We start from the raw sequence: 14286 nt of genomic DNA on the forward strand, positions 1-14286 counted from the left end.
ACCGTGGTGGTGTCGATCGAATCGGTAATGGTGGTGACCGCTGGCGTGGTATTCGGTACCAGGTTCTCGAAGTTACCGCCCGTTGCGCCCGTGATCGTGGTGCTGACCGTCGAACCGTTGTTGTAGACGTCGTTAGCTGGCGTATCTACGACAACGCTGCCCGTCGATTCACCGGCCTTGATCGTGATCACCGAGCCATTGCTCAAGGTGACATTCACCGGCGTCTGCGCCGGGTTGGTCAAGGTGGCGGTGTAGGTGATTTGACCGCCTTCGGTCACGGTCGAACCAGCCGTTAGAGTGACCGTGGTGGTGTCGATGGTGTCGGTGATCTGCGTCACGGCCGGGTTAGGGTCGATGGTCAATACCAGGTTGCCGCCACCGGTGGTGCCCGTAACGCCCACGCTGATCTGGCTCGGGTCGTTGTACGGGGTGTCGTTGGGCGCCAGGGGTACGTTGACCGTACCGGTCAGTTGGCCTGACGGGATAGTAATCACCGCGCCATTGGACAAGGTGACGGTAAGGTCGCTGCTGGATGGTCGCGTCACGGTCGCGGTGTAGGTCAGCACACCACCGGCTTCGGTGATGGTGGGGGTTGCGCTCAGGGACAGGGTCGAAGGCTGCAGCACCAGGTTGCCCGCGTCAGCGGAGCCTGGGGCACCGGTCAGCGCGTTGAGAGCCGAAGTGCCCTGACCAAGCGTACCGGTGGGGAAGCCGATGGTCGGATCAACACGGCCGGCGGTCGCATCCAGCACCACGAAGCTGTGGCCACCCCCGGCTGCGCCGTTACCGGCAGCGTTTGCGCCGGCGGCGGTGGCTTCCAGGTCGGTGGTCGGGTCGGCGCCAGCGGCGATGGCTTGTTGCAGCTCGGCAACCGATGGCGCGGCTTGCTCGCTGGCAGCGGCGAGGTCGAGGCTGGAGTCCGGCAGGTCGGCGCTCCACTGGGTGTCACGGCCCAGGTCCAGAATGCGACCGTCGGCCAGCTCCAGGCTCACGGCGCCCGACATACCGGTGTCGATCTGGTCGCCCGCGAACAAGCGATCACCTTCAACGAGTACGCGCCGAGCACCTTCCGGAGAAATAACGAAAACTTGACCAACAATGCTTTTGACGATGGCAACAACACTGCTCATTAAAATTTTCTCCGGCGATCCGTTTCGACAAATTCCATTTCGCAGCACGCTATTAGGGCTGCCAATTGGGAGGGCGTAGTCTATATATGCATTGACGTCAAATAATTGGCTAGATTTTTTAGCTATCTAGTTAGTGCCAAACTATTGACCTTAGGGCCGCCATCCTAAACAATCGGCCCCGTAATGTCACATTGATATTTATGCGGCGAACCGTCCTACATGTGTGTGAAGCAGTTCCGCTTTTTGAACTTTCCGACGTACGGTCATTACGGTAGCCATTATCCGACGCAGCGGTGCCAATCGCTGTGATTTGAGACAAGAAGTCCTAGGGAATTTTAAATGCGTCTGCACCTGTTCAAGGCAATACCGTTCGTTCTCGCCGCCAGTTTCGTACAAGCCCAGACACTGCCCCAAGCCATGCAACAGGCATTGGATGTACACCCGGAAATCCAGGCAGGTGTTAACAGCCGCATCGCTGCCGATTACCAATTGCGCGCCGCACAAGGCGGCTACCTGCCGCGTGTCGACCTGAACGCCGGTTACGGCCGCCAAGGAACCGACAACGCCACCACCCGCGCCAACAATCCTGGCGGCAATCACTGGGACACGCTCAACCGCGGTGAATCCAGCCTGCGCCTGCAGCAAATGATTTTTGACGGTTTCGCCACCTCCAGCGAAGTCGGGCGTCAACAAGCCAACGTTAATTCCCGCGCTTACTCTTTGCTCGGGACTTCCGAGCGCACCGCGCTGACCGTTGCCCAGGTTTACCTGGAAGTATTGACCCGTCGTGAGTTCGTACGCCTGGCCGAAGATAACCTGCGCAACCACGAACGCATCTACGACCAGATCAAGTTGCGCACCGAGCGCGGCGTCGGCAACGGTGCCGACCAGGACCAGGCCGAAGCGCGCCTGGCCCAGGCCCGTAACAACTTGATCACCGAGCAGACCAACCTGGCCGATGCGCAGGTCAACTACCTCAGCGCCGTCGGCCAGATGCCCGACGAACTCGAGCGTCCGGCCCCATTCATGGCCATGCTGCCGGCAGACCTGAATGAAGCGCGTCGCCAGATGCTCGACAACAGCCCGATCCTGCGTTCGGCCGAGTCGGATATCTCTGCCGCCGAGAAGCAGTACGACGCCGCCAAGTCCAACTTCTATCCGCGTTTTGACGCTGAATTGGGTACCAACGCCGACAACAACGTCTCCGGTGATCCCAACCACAGCAATGGTTGGGAAGCCATGGTGCGCATGCGCTTCAACCTGTTCGCCGGTGGCAGCAACAAGGCCGACCTGCAATCGAAGTCCTACCAGGCCAACCAGGCGCTGGACATCCGTAACAATGCCTTGCGCCAACTCAATGAAGAACTAGGCTTGGCCTGGAACGCCCTGAACAACGCCAATGCGCAATTGCCGGTCGCCCAGCAGTACGTGGATCACAGCACCCGCGTACGCACGTCCTACCAGCAACAGTTCAGCCTTGGTCAACGTACGCTGTTGGATTTGCTCGACAGCGAAAATGAATTGTTCACCGCTTCCCGCCGCCTGGAAGAAATCAAGAACATTCAGTTATTTACTCAGTACCGAATCAAGGCGACCATGGGCGAATTGCTCAAGAGCCAGGGAGTGGTTGCACCAATGGCCTCCGTCGTGCAGAACGACGTGAAACCTAAAGTCCAACTGCCTGGGATGAATTGAGCCACCCCAATAGCCCCATCTGTTAGTCGAGAGTGCCCCGCGTGGAACCTGAAGTCAGTCGAGTTCATCTCAGTCATGATCCACGCGCACTGCACGACGACCCGTTACTCGACGGGTTGTTGGCGCTCTGCGCCCTGCATCAAAAACCGGCCAGTGCGGCCATGCTCACCACCGGCCTGCCGCTGCCTTCGCAACGCTTGAGTGCCGAACTGCTGCCGCGTGCCGCTGCGCGGGCCGGGTTGCAAGGCCGGCTGCTGCAACGCAAGTTGGAACAGATCCCGACCATTGCACTGCCGGCGCTGCTGTTGCTCAAGGACGGTCGCAGTACCGTGCTGGTGGGCTGGGAGGGCGAAGATGAAGCGCGGATCCTGCTCAGCGAAAGCGACGGCGGTGAAGTGCTGATCAAGCGCGAAGCACTGGTCGACGACTACATCGGCAAAGTCTTCTTTGCACAGCCGCAGCACAAGTTCGACGTCAACCACGGCAGCCTGATTCCGCGGGCGCGCTCGTGGTTCCGTGACACCCTCATGCGTTCACGCTGGCTCTACACCGACGCCATCGCCGCCAGCTTCCTGATCAACATCATCGCCATGGCCGCGCCGCTGTTCGTGATGAACGTGTACGACCGCGTTGTGCCGAACCAGGCCACCGCCACCCTGTGGGTGCTGGCCGTGGGCATCTGCGGTGCCTACCTGTTCGACCTGATCCTCAAAAGCCTGCGCAGCCTGTGCCTGGACCTGGCCGGTAAAAAGACCGACCTGATCATCTCGGCCACGCTGTTCGAGCGCATCGTCGGCATGTCCATGAAATACCGCCCGGCGCGGGTCGGCAGCTTCGCGCAGAACATCCATGAGTTTCAAAGCCTGCGCGACTTCCTCGCGTCGCTGACCCTCACCAGCCTGATCGACTTGCCGTTTACGCTGCTGATCTTCCTGGTCATCGCCATTCTCGGCGGGCACCTGGTGTGGATCCCGGTGCTGGCGTTCCCACTGGCCCTGGGCATCGGCTACGCCTTGCAAAAGCCCTTGGTCGCGACCATGGAACGCACCATGGCGCTGGCCGCCGAGCGCCAGTCGAGCCTGATCGAAACCCTCGCCGGGCTTGATGCGGTCAAGGTCAACAATGCCGAGAGCGAGCGTCAGTACGGCTGGGAACAGACCATCGGTACCCTGAGCCGGCTTGAGCTGCGGGTGAAGTTGCTGTCGGGCCTGTCGATGAACATGACCCTGCTGATCCAGCAACTGGCCGGCGTGATCATGATCGTGTTCGGCGTGTACCAGATCATCGACGGCAACCTCAGCATGGGCGGCCTGATTGCCTGCTACATGCTCAGTGGTCGTGCCTTGAGCCCGTTGGCCTCGCTGTCGGGCCTGCTGACGCGCTATCAGCAAGCCAAGGTCACCATGACCTCGGTGGACCAGATGATGGAGCTGCCCCAGGAGCGCAACTTCGAAGAGCGCCCCATGAGCCGTCGCACCCTGCAAGGCGCCATCGAGTGCCGGGGCCTGAACTTCACTTACCCGAACCAGCAGAACCTGGCGCTGAAAAACATCAACCTGGTGATCAAGCCAGGGGAAAAAATCGGCATCATCGGCCGCAGCGGCTCGGGCAAAAGCTCCCTGGCCAAGCTGATCGTCGGCCTTTACCAACCCGACTCCGGCTCCTTGCTGGTGGACGGCGTGGACGTGCGCCAGATCGACGTGAGCGAACTGCGCCACAACATCGGCTATGTCGCCCAAGACATTCAATTGCTGGCCGGCACCCTGCGCGACAACCTGGTCAGCGGTGCGCGCTACGTCGAGGATGAAATGGTCCTGCAAGCCGCCGAACTGGCTGGCGTGCACGAATTTGCCCGTCTGCATCCCCAAGGCTACGAACTGCAAGTCGGCGAGCGTGGGCAGAACCTGTCCGGCGGCCAGCGCCAGAACGTTGCCCTGGCCCGTGCGCTGCTGCTCAACCCGCCCATGCTGCTGCTGGACGAACCCACCAGCGCTATGGACAACACCGGCGAAGAACGCTTGAAGCAACGCCTGCAAGCCGTGGTGCAAAACAAAACCGTGGTGCTGGTCACGCACCGAGCCTCACTGCTCTCCCTGGTTGATCGTCTGCTGGTGGTCGACCGTGGGCAGATTCTCGCGGACGGCCCGAAAGCCGTGGTCATGGAAGCGTTGAAGAAGGGGCAGATCAGTGTTGCTTAATTCCATCAAGAGTGCGGTCGGCCGCTACTTCAAAGGCTCCGATTCGCTGCAGGGCCAGCCGCTGCCCGAGGTCAACAAGGCGCTGATCGAAGATGCGCCACGGGTCATCCGCCTGACCATTTGGGCAATCATCGCGTTCTTTGTATTTCTGGTGGTGTGGGCCGGTTTCTCCCAGATCGACGAAGTGACCCGTGGCGACGGCAAGGCGATTCCGTCGTCCAAGCTGCAGAAAATCCAGAACCTTGAAGGCGGCATCGTCGCCGAGCTGTACGTCAAGGAAGGCCAGATCGTAGAGGCCGGCGCGCCGTTGATTCGTCTCGACGACACGCGGTTTGTCTCCAACGCCGGGGAAACCGAAGCCCTGCGCCTGGCCATGCAACTGCGTGTCGAGCGTTTGAGCGCCCAGGTGGATGACCGCCCGCTGAACATCCCTGACGAGGTGCTCAAGGCCGCGCCGAGCCAGGCCGCCAACGAGCGCTCCTTGTATGAAAGCCGCCGCCAGCAGTTGAAAGACGAAGTCGGCGGCTTGCAGGAGCAACTCGTGCAACGCCAACAGGAGCTGCGCGAGTTCACCTCCAAGCAGGGCCAATACCGCAGCCAGTTGTCCCTGCAACGCCAGGAAATCAACATGTCCGAGCCGCTGGTGGCCCAGGGCGCGGTGTCGCCGGTAGAAGTGCTGCGCCTCAAGCGCGCCGAAATGGAAACCCGCGGGCAGTTGGACGCCACCACCCTGGCGATCCCGCGTGCTGAATCGGCGATCAAGGAAGTGCAACGCAAGATCGATGAAACCCGCGGCAAATTCCGCAGCGAAGCCCTGACCCAACTCAACGAAGCCCGTACTGAACTGAACAAGGCCGAGTCCACCGGCCGCGCGCTGGAAGACCGGGTCAGCCGCACCCTGGTCACCTCGCCAGTGCGCGGGATCGTCAAGCAGTTGCTGGTCAACACCGTTGGGGGTGTGATCCAGCCGGGCAGCGACATGGTCGAAATCGTGCCGCTGGACGACACCCTGCTGGTAGAAGCCAAGATCCGCCCGCAAGACATCGCCTTCCTGCACCCAGGGCAGGAAGCGGTGGTCAAGTTCACCGCTTACGACTACACGGTCTACGGTGGCCTGAAGGCCAAGCTCGAACGCATCGGTGCCGACACCATCACGGATGAAGACAAGAAGACCACCTACTACATGATCACTTTGCGCACTGACCGCAGCCACTTGGGTACGGATGAGAAACCGCTGCTGATCATCCCTGGCATGGTTGCTTCGGTGGATATCATCACCGGCAAGAAAAGCATCCTCAGCTACCTGCTCAAGCCGATCATCAAGGCGCGGGCCGAGGCGTTGCACGAGCGTTGATCTTCAGCGCCTGTCCGACCTTATCGCAGGCAAGCCAGCTCCCACATTTGAATGTGTTCACCAATCAGAATGTGGGAGGGGGCTTGCCCCCGGTGAGCCGTCAGCATCACGCTACAGCTCAAACCAAACGCCATATCCATATGCGCTAACGGTATTTAAGCTTCCATCCTTATGCCTATAAATTCACTCCCCTGTCCGCCGGGAATGAATCAAATGTCTGCCACCACCGCCCTCCAAACCTTCGACATCCACCCCTTCCCCGGCAGTGTCGGCGCCGAGATCATCGGCCTGGACTTATCCCGCCCAGTCAACGAGCAGGACTTCGCCCGCATCCATCGCGCACACTTGGACTACCACGTCATCGTGTTCCGCGACCAACGCATCACCCCCGAACAACAGATCGCCTTCAGCCGCCGTTTCGGCGTGTTGCAGATCCATGTGCTCAAGCAGTTCCTGTTGGCCAACCACCCCGAGATCCTGATCGTTTCCAACATCATCGAGAACGGCCAATCCATCGGCCTGGGGGATGCAGGCAAGTTCTGGCATTCGGACCTGTCATACAAAGAACTGCCCAGCCTGGGTTCGATGCTGCATGCCCAGGAACTGCCATCTGAAGGCGGCGACACTCTGTTCGCCGATATGCACAAAGCCTGGGAGCACTTGCCAGGTCACCTGCGCAACGCGGTCGAAGGCCGCAGCGCCGCGCATTCCTACACGGCGCGCTACAGCGAGACCAAATTCGAAGGCAACTGGCGCCCAACCCTTACCCCCGAACAGCTCGCCCAGGTTGCCGAAGTGGTGCACCCCGTTGTGCGCACCCACCCGGAAAACGGCCGTAAGGCGCTGTTCGTCAGCGAGGGCTTCACCACCCGTATCGTCGGCTTGCCCGATGACGAAAGCCGTGACCTGCTGGCCCAGCTCTATGCCTACAGCGTGCTGCCGGAAAATATCTACCGTCATCAGTGGCAGCCCCACGACCTGGTGTTCTGGGACAACCGCTCGCTGATCCACCTGGCCGCCGGGTGCCCAAGCCATCTGCGCCGCAAGTTGTACCGCACCACGATTCAGGGTGACGCGCCGTTCTAACCCGATAAAGCCTGCTAGGATTGCGCCCAGTTCACTCCCAACGGACCACGAGTGCTTGGCATGCAACTACCAGACATGAACCTGCTGGTCGCCCTCGACGCGTTGCTCGACGAGGGCAGTGTGGTGGGCGCCGCGCGGCGGATGAACCTTAGCCCGGCCGCCATGAGCCGCACCCTCACGCGTATCCGTGAAGCGGTCGGTGACCCGATCCTGGTGCGTGCCGGCCGTGGCCTGGTGCCGACGCCCAAGGCGCTCGAGTTGCAAGGCCAGGTGCGCAATGTGGTGGAGCAGGCTGCGTTGCTGTTCCGTTCGGCGGACCAAGTCGATCTGAGCACCTTGCGCCGCCGCTTCAGCGTGCGCGCCAATGACTTTTTCATCGGCGTGTATGGCGGGCGACTGTTCGACACCATGGAGCGCATGGCGCCGCTGTGCGAGCTGCGCTTCGTGCCCGAAGGCGACACGGACGATGAAGCCTTGCGCGAAGGGCGGTTGGACTTGCGGGTGAGCAACACCATGCCTGCCAGCCCGGAAGTGAAGGTGCAGAACCTGTTCTCCACCACCTTTGTCGGCCTGGCACGACAAGACCACCCGCTGTTCGACGAAGAAATCACGGCGGCACGCTTTGCCAGCTACTCCCACATCAGCATCTCCCGGCGCGGCATCGCCCGTGGGCCCATCGATACCGCGTTGAATGCCCAAGGCCTGGAGCGCCGTGTGGCCATGATCGCCCCAGGCTTTCACGGTGCGATGTTCATGCTGCCCGATTCCGACCTGCTGTTGCCGGTACCCAAGGAAGCCCTCCTGAGCGCCAAGCGTCTGAACCTGCCACTGCGCGCATTTGCCTTGCCGATTCCACTGCAAACCCTGGTCCTGGCGCAATCCTGGCACCCACGCTTCGACAAAGACCCGGCGCACAAATGGCTGCGTGAAACCATGCGCGAAAGCTGTCATGCCACCTGGCTAGAAGCCCAGCCGGTATAAAGCGAACGCGGATGAATGTGGGAGCTGGCTTGCCTGCGAAGGCGGCGTGTCAGTCACTGAATCTCTTACTGAACTGGCGCTATCGCAGGCAAGCCAGCTCCCACAGGGTTCAGTGTTGATGTTCAAAGTTGCGCCTGGCGCACTTATAACCTGCCAACAAGTAACTTTTTGTCATGAGAGTGCCTGATTAAACTGCTCGGGTATTTCTCATTCCGAGTTACCTGTTCATGACGTCCCTCGCTGCCCCCGTCCTCCAGGCCGCAGCCAAACCTACGGCCCCGAGCCCACCCGTGTTCGGCCCGCGCATCATCATCGGCTTGCTCGGCGTGTTGCTGGCGGTGCTGGTCTCCGGTCTCAACGAGATGGTCACCAAGGTCGCTCTCGCCGATATTCGTGGTGCGCTGTACATCGGCTTTGATGAAGGCACGTGGTTGGTCGCTGCCTACACCGCCACCTCCGTGGCAGCCATGGCCTTCGCGCCGTGGTGTTCGGTGACGTTTTCCCTGCGTCGCTTCACCCTGTGCGCTATCGGTTTGTTCACCGTGCTGGGCATCCTCTGCCCGTTCGCGCCGAACTACGAAAGCCTGTTGCTGCTGCGTACCGTGCAAGGCCTGGCCGGTGGCGCGCTGCCGCCGATGCTGATGACCGTGGCGCTGCGTTTTTTGCCGGCCAACGTCAAGTTGTACGGGTTGGCCGGTTACGCACTGACCGCCACCTTCGGGCCCAGCCTGGGCACGCCGCTGGCGGCGTTGTGGACCGAATACGTCGGCTGGCAGTGGGCGTTCTGGCAGATCGTCGCGCCGTGCCTGCTGGCCATGGCGGCCGTGGCCTACGGTTTGCCACAAGACCCGCTGCGCCTGGAGCGCTTCAAGCAGTTCAACTGGCGTGGCTTGCTGTTGGGCTTTCCGGCGATTTGCATGCTGGTGATCGGCTTGTTGCAGGGCAATCGCCTGGACTGGTTCGAATCGGGCCTGATTACCTTCCTGCTGTGTGGCGGCACATTGTTGCTGGTGCTGTTCATGCTCAACGAATGGTCGCAGCCGCTGCCCTTCTTCAACCTGCAGATGCTCGGCCTGCGCAACCTGGCCTTCGCCCTGATCGTGCTGGCCGGCGTGCTGATGGTGCTGACCTCGGTGATCATCATTCCGTCGAGTTTCCTCGCCCAGGTCCAGGGCTACCGGCCGCTGCAAACTGCGCCGGTGATGCTGCTGATGGCGCTGCCACAGTTGATTGCGCTGCCGCTGGTGGCGGCGCTGTGCAACCTGCGCTGGGTCGATTGCCGCTGGGTGCTGGGCATTGGCCTGAGCATGTTGGTGCTGTGCTGCATCGGCAGTTCTCACCTGACTTCGGCGTGGATTCGTGACGACTTTTACGGCTGGTACCTGCTGCAGATTTTCGGTCAGCCGATGGCCGTGTTGCCTCTGCTGATGCTGTCCACCGGCAGTATCCAGCCCATCGAAGGGCCGTTTGCCTCGGCCTGGTTCAATACCGTCAAAGGCCTGGCTGCTGTGATCGCCACTGCGGTGCTGGATACATTGACCACCCAGCGCGGGCATTTCCATTCAACCATGTTGGTGGACCGCCTGGGCAATTCGCCCCTGGCCGACGCTGACGCGCCGGGCCTCGCCCACCGCTTGCACGAGCAGACCGTGGTGCTGACCTCTTCGGATCTTTACGTCGTCATGGCCGGTGTCGCGGTGGCGTTGATCCTGCTGATTTTCTGGATGCCCACGCGGATCTATCCGCCTCGCGCTCTGGCCTGACCTCAAGGACTTTCCATGAAACGCAAAGACAAAATTGCCGTCTCCGTTATTGCTGTATTTGCCGTCGGCGTGTTGGTTTACCTGGTTGCGCCGGGCGTACTGGGCAGCAAGCACCAGACCACCAACGACGCCTTTGTCGCCGCCGACTTCACTCTGGTGGCGCCGCGGGTGGCAGGCTTCATCAAGGAAGTGCTGGTAGAAGACAACCAGCGCGTCAAGGCTGGCCAACTGTTGGCGTTGATCGACGACCGCGATTTTCGCGCCGCCGCCCAGGCCGCCGATGCCGACACCCTGGTCGCCCAGGCCCAGCTGAAAAACGCCAGCGCGACCCTGGAGCGCCAGAGCTCGGTGATCGCCCAGGCCCAGGCCACCGTGGCAGCAGATCGCGCAGAAGTGGCGTTTGCCGAGCATGAACTGAATCGCTACAACCACCTCGCTGGCGTCGGTGCGGGCACCGTGCAGAACGCCCAGCAAGCCAAGACCCGCATCGACCAGGCTACCGCGCGCCTGGCCAAATCCACCGCCGTGCTGGCCGCCGAACGCAAGCAGGTGGAAATCCTCACCGCCCAGCGTGACGCCGCCGAAGGTGGGCTTAAACGCGCCCAGGCCGCGCTGGAAATGGCCAGTTATCAGCTGTCTTACACGCGCATTGTCGCACCGGTGGATGGCATGGTCGGTGAGCGTGCGGTGCGGGTCGGCGCCTATGTGACACCGGGCAGCAAGATCCTCGCGGTGGTGCCACTGGCCGAAGCCTACGTGGTGGCCAATTTCCAAGAGACCCAACTGTCGCATATGCACGCGGGGCAAGCGGTGCAAGTCAGCGTCGACAGCCTTGACGGCGAACTGCTCAAAGGCCATCTGGAAAGCCTGGCGCCTGCCACCGGGGTGACCTTCGCCTCGGTCAAGCCCGACAACGCCACCGGCAACTTCACCAAGGTGGTGCAGCGTATTCCGGTGAAGATCGTCCTCGAACCGAACCAGCCACTGACCGAGCGTTTGCGCGTCGGCATGTCGGTGGAAGCCAGCGTCGACACCCGGCCGGTCGCGCAACAGCGTGAGGTGGCCCAGCAATGAAACACCTCGCCTGGCTCACCTTGAGCCTGATCAGCCTGAGTGCCTGCACGGTCGGTCCCGACTTCCAGCGGCCCGAGAGCCCGCAGATCAATCAATGGAGCGAACCTCAGGGCCGACAAGCTGCCAGCCGTGCCGTCAGCGATCCCTTGCAGGAGCGCTGGTGGGACGTGTTCCACGACGCGCAGCTCTCAGCCCTGACACGCCGCGCCCTCAGCGATAACCTAGACCTGAAGTTGGCCAGCAGCCGCCTGCAACAGAGCCGCGCGGTACGTGAGGTAACCACCGCCGAGCGCTACCCGAATGTCGATGCGGGCGGCGGTTACCAGCGCAAGCGCAACAGCGGCAAAGGTTTGAACGACCCTTCCGGCGAGAATGGCCGCGCAGCCTTCAACCAATGGGACATGGGCTTCTCCGCTTCTTGGGAACTGGACTTCTGGGGCCGGGTCAAGCGCGAAACCGAAGCCGCCGACGGCACCCTGGAAGTCGCCGAAAACGACCGTCGCGCCGTGTTGTTGTCGGTACTGGCCGAGACCGCCCAGGACTACATCCAACTGCGCGGCGTCCAAAACACCCGCGCCGTGACCGAGCAAAACCTCGACGTTGCGCGCCACAGCCTCAAGCTCTCGCAATTGCGGTTGGCCGACGGCGTGGCGACCGACTTGGACGTGGCCGAAGCCGCCGCCCAGGTCGCGGCTATCGAAGCGCGCCTGCCGGATCTGCAGCAGCGTCAGGACCAGTTGATCAACGCCCTGAGCCTGCTGATGGGCGAGCCACCCCAGGCGCTGTACGCGCAGCTGTCCAAAGACGCCCCTGTGCCGCAAACACAGCGCCAGGTCGCGATCGGCCTGCCATCGGAACTCGCCGAGCGCCGCCCAGACATCCGTCAGGCAGAGGCTCGCTTGCACGCCGCCACTGCCAGCATCGGCGTGGCCAAGGGCGACTTTTACCCACGTATCACCCTGTCTGGCAGCCTGGGCTCCCAAGCCATGCAACTCTCGGATTTCGGCTCCTGGGGTTCCCGTGCCTTTGCCTTCGGCCCGCAATTGAGCCTACCGCTGTTCAACGGCGGGCGCCTGCAAGGCATGGTCGATTTGCGTGAAGCCCAGCAACAGGAAGCGGCGCTGGCCTACCAGCAAACCGTGCTACGCGCCTGGCATGAAATCGATGATCAACTGTCCCGCTACAACGCCAGCCAACTGCGTCGCGACAGCCTGGCCGAAGCGGTGCGCCAGAACCAGATCGCACTGACCACTGCGCAACATCAGTACGTCGAAGGCGTGGCGGATTTCGTCAACGTACTCACCGTGCAAAGCGCATTGCTGGCGACGCAGGAGCAGTGGGTGGAAAGCTCCACCGGCGTGTCGTTGGCCATGGTCGGGCTGTACAAAGCGCTGGGAGGAGGGTGGGAGTCGGTGTACCCGTTGCAGACCGCTGTGCGCTGAGCGAGAAAGAGTTTTTGTCAGTCGCCAAATAAGATGTAATGATAATTGCTCTCAATAACACTTCTGAGCTTTTCATGGGCATCGCGACTGACGGCCAGCAACAGCTTCACATCCTGTACCGCGACCATCATGGCTGGCTGCAAGGCTGGTTGCGCAAGCGTCTGGGCGACCGGGAACAGGCCGCCGATGTGGCTCAGGACACCTTCCTGCGCCTGCTGGTGGCCGGGCGCTTCCCGGGTGACAAAGAAAGCCGCAGCTACTTGGCGCAGATCGCCCGCAACCTGGTGATCGACCAATGGCGCCGCCTGCGCATCGAGCGTGCGTACCTGGAAAGCATCGCGCACCTGCCCGAGCCCGAGTCGCCTTCCCTGGAAACCCGCGCGCTGATCCTCGAAACCCTGATGCAGATCGACGCCATGCTCGACCGCATGCCCGACAATGTACGCCGTGCGTTTTTACTTTCGCAGTTCGAAGGCTTGAGCTATGCGCAAATCGCCGTACGCCTGGGCGTCACCGTCAGCTCGGTGCAGAAGTACATGACCCGCGCCATTGTCGCCTGCTACCAGGTGGTGTACGAAGAATGAAACACGACGCGCCTATCGCCCCCGCGATTGTCGAGCAAGCCAGCGAGTGGTTGATGCTGCAATGGGGCGACGAGCTCAAGGGCGAGCAGCGCCAGGCGTTTGCCCGCTGGCAGGCCGCTGACCCGGAACACCGCCGCGCCTGGCAGCGCTTGCAGCAGCTGCAACACACCCTGGGCGGCGTACCTGCCGACAGCGCTCGCGCAGTATTGCGCGACACCCCGGATACCCAACGCCGGGCCGCGCTCAAACTGCTCGGCCTGCTGTTGGTGGCCGGTGGCAGCGGCTACCTGGTGCAACGCAGTGAAACCTGGCAAGCGGCCTTTGCAGAGCTGCGTACCGCCACGGGCGAAATTCGCCATATGACCTTGAGCGACGGCACGCAACTGGACCTTAACAGTGACAGCGCCGTAGACCTGCGTTTCAGTGCTACCGAGCGGCGTATTCGGCTGATCCGAGGCGAGGTCCTGCTGACCAGCGGCCACGACGCCTCGCGCCCGTTGATCGTCGAAACGCCAGCCGGTGATGTGCAGGCGTTGGGCACGCGCTTTGCGGTGCGTGAACTGCCCGACGGCAGCCGCGTGGATTTGTACGAAGGTCGCCTGCGGGTCACGCCGTTGCAGGGTACGCCGGTGCATATGCAGGCAGGGGACAGCCTGTGGTTCAACGCGCGTCAAAGCACCGCGTTGCCGGCAGTGAGCGCCAATGCCGGCAGTTGGACCGAGCACCGTCTGGTTGCCGAGCGCCAGCCGTTGGGTGAGTTCGTGGCGCAACTGAGCCGCTACCGCCCGGGCCTGTTGCGCTGTGATCAGGCGGTGTCGAAGCTGCTGTTGACCGGCGTCTTCCCGCTGAACGACACCGACGCGATCCTGGCGGCCTTGGAGCGTTCATTGCCCGTGCACGTGCAGGCGGTGACCCGTTACTGGGTAACGATCAAGGCGCGGGTCTGAAAATACTTTGTACAGGGCTTGTCGGTTTCTGC

General features: G+C 62.0%; 11 protein-coding genes. 10 read left to right on the forward strand and 1 reads right to left on the reverse strand.

The window, feature by feature from the left end:
• A partial coding sequence (locus BT204_RS03455) for a retention module-containing protein (protein ID WP_072445718.1) occupies positions 1-1130 on the reverse strand: 1130 nt, incomplete at its 3' end.
• Positions 1131-1469: 339 nt separating this feature from the next.
• Here BT204_RS03455 and BT204_RS03460 point away from each other — a divergent pair.
• From BT204_RS03460 to BT204_RS03505, 10 genes are all read left to right on the forward strand, one after another.
• Complete coding sequence (locus BT204_RS03460) at positions 1470-2825, forward strand: TolC family outer membrane protein (RefSeq protein ID WP_034125411.1); 1356 nt, start codon at positions 1470-1472, stop codon at positions 2823-2825.
• A 41-nt stretch (positions 2826-2866) separates the two neighbouring features.
• Positions 2867-5023, forward strand: coding sequence for a type I secretion system permease/ATPase (locus BT204_RS03465; protein ID WP_072445719.1), 2157 nt, complete (start codon positions 2867-2869; stop codon positions 5021-5023).
• A complete protein-coding gene (locus BT204_RS03470) occupies positions 5013-6377 on the forward strand; it encodes an HlyD family type I secretion periplasmic adaptor subunit (protein WP_014716369.1) in 1365 nt (454 codons plus the stop codon). Before BT204_RS03465 ends, BT204_RS03470 begins: the two co-directional genes overlap by 11 nt.
• Positions 6378-6590: 213 nt before the next feature.
• Positions 6591-7463, forward strand: coding sequence for a TauD/TfdA dioxygenase family protein (locus BT204_RS03475; RefSeq protein WP_087149556.1), 873 nt, complete (start codon positions 6591-6593; stop codon positions 7461-7463).
• A 60-nt stretch (positions 7464-7523) separates the two neighbouring features.
• Complete coding sequence (locus tag BT204_RS03480) at positions 7524-8444, forward strand: LysR family transcriptional regulator (protein ID WP_072445720.1); 921 nt, start codon at positions 7524-7526, stop codon at positions 8442-8444.
• A 227-nt stretch (positions 8445-8671) separates the two neighbouring features.
• Complete coding sequence (locus BT204_RS03485; RefSeq protein WP_072445721.1) at positions 8672-10207, forward strand: MFS transporter; 1536 nt, start codon at positions 8672-8674, stop codon at positions 10205-10207.
• 15 nt (positions 10208-10222) lie between these two features.
• Positions 10223-11281, forward strand: a complete 1059-nt coding sequence (locus tag BT204_RS03490; protein WP_032878511.1) for an HlyD family secretion protein — start codon at positions 10223-10225, stop codon at positions 11279-11281.
• Positions 11278-12723: an efflux transporter outer membrane subunit gene (locus BT204_RS03495; protein ID WP_072445722.1), complete on the forward strand. Its 1446-nt coding sequence runs from the start codon at positions 11278-11280 to the stop codon at positions 12721-12723. The genes BT204_RS03490 and BT204_RS03495 overlap by 4 nt, the downstream gene beginning before the upstream one ends.
• Positions 12724-12797: 74 nt before the next feature.
• Positions 12798-13307, forward strand: coding sequence for a sigma-70 family RNA polymerase sigma factor (locus tag BT204_RS03500; RefSeq protein WP_054922440.1), 510 nt, complete (start codon positions 12798-12800; stop codon positions 13305-13307).
• Positions 13304-14254, forward strand: coding sequence for a FecR domain-containing protein (locus tag BT204_RS03505; RefSeq protein ID WP_054922438.1), 951 nt, complete (start codon positions 13304-13306; stop codon positions 14252-14254). Before BT204_RS03500 ends, BT204_RS03505 begins: the two co-directional genes overlap by 4 nt.
• The last annotated feature ends 32 nt before the right edge of the window (positions 14255-14286 follow it).

It is taken from the genome of Pseudomonas sp. NFPP02, from assembly GCF_900119355.1.
Lineage (GTDB): Bacteria > Pseudomonadota > Gammaproteobacteria > Pseudomonadales > Pseudomonadaceae > Aquipseudomonas > Aquipseudomonas paracarnis.

Coding starts and splice junctions, on each gene's coding strand:
- BT204_RS03460 (WP_034125411.1), top strand. CDS start 1,470: ATGCGTCTGCACCTGTTCAAGGCAATACCGTTCGTTCTCGCCGCCAGT.
- BT204_RS03475 (WP_087149556.1), top strand. CDS start 6,591: ATGTCTGCCACCACCGCCCTCCAAACCTTCGACATCCACCCCTTCCCC.
- BT204_RS03480 (WP_072445720.1), top strand. CDS start 7,524: ATGCAACTACCAGACATGAACCTGCTGGTCGCCCTCGACGCGTTGCTC.
- BT204_RS03485 (WP_072445721.1), top strand. CDS start 8,672: ATGACGTCCCTCGCTGCCCCCGTCCTCCAGGCCGCAGCCAAACCTACG.
- BT204_RS03490 (WP_032878511.1), top strand. CDS start 10,223: ATGAAACGCAAAGACAAAATTGCCGTCTCCGTTATTGCTGTATTTGCC.
- BT204_RS03495 (WP_072445722.1), top strand. CDS start 11,278: ATGAAACACCTCGCCTGGCTCACCTTGAGCCTGATCAGCCTGAGTGCC.
- BT204_RS03500 (WP_054922440.1), top strand. CDS start 12,798: ATGGGCATCGCGACTGACGGCCAGCAACAGCTTCACATCCTGTACCGC.
- BT204_RS03505 (WP_054922438.1), top strand. CDS start 13,304: ATGAAACACGACGCGCCTATCGCCCCCGCGATTGTCGAGCAAGCCAGC.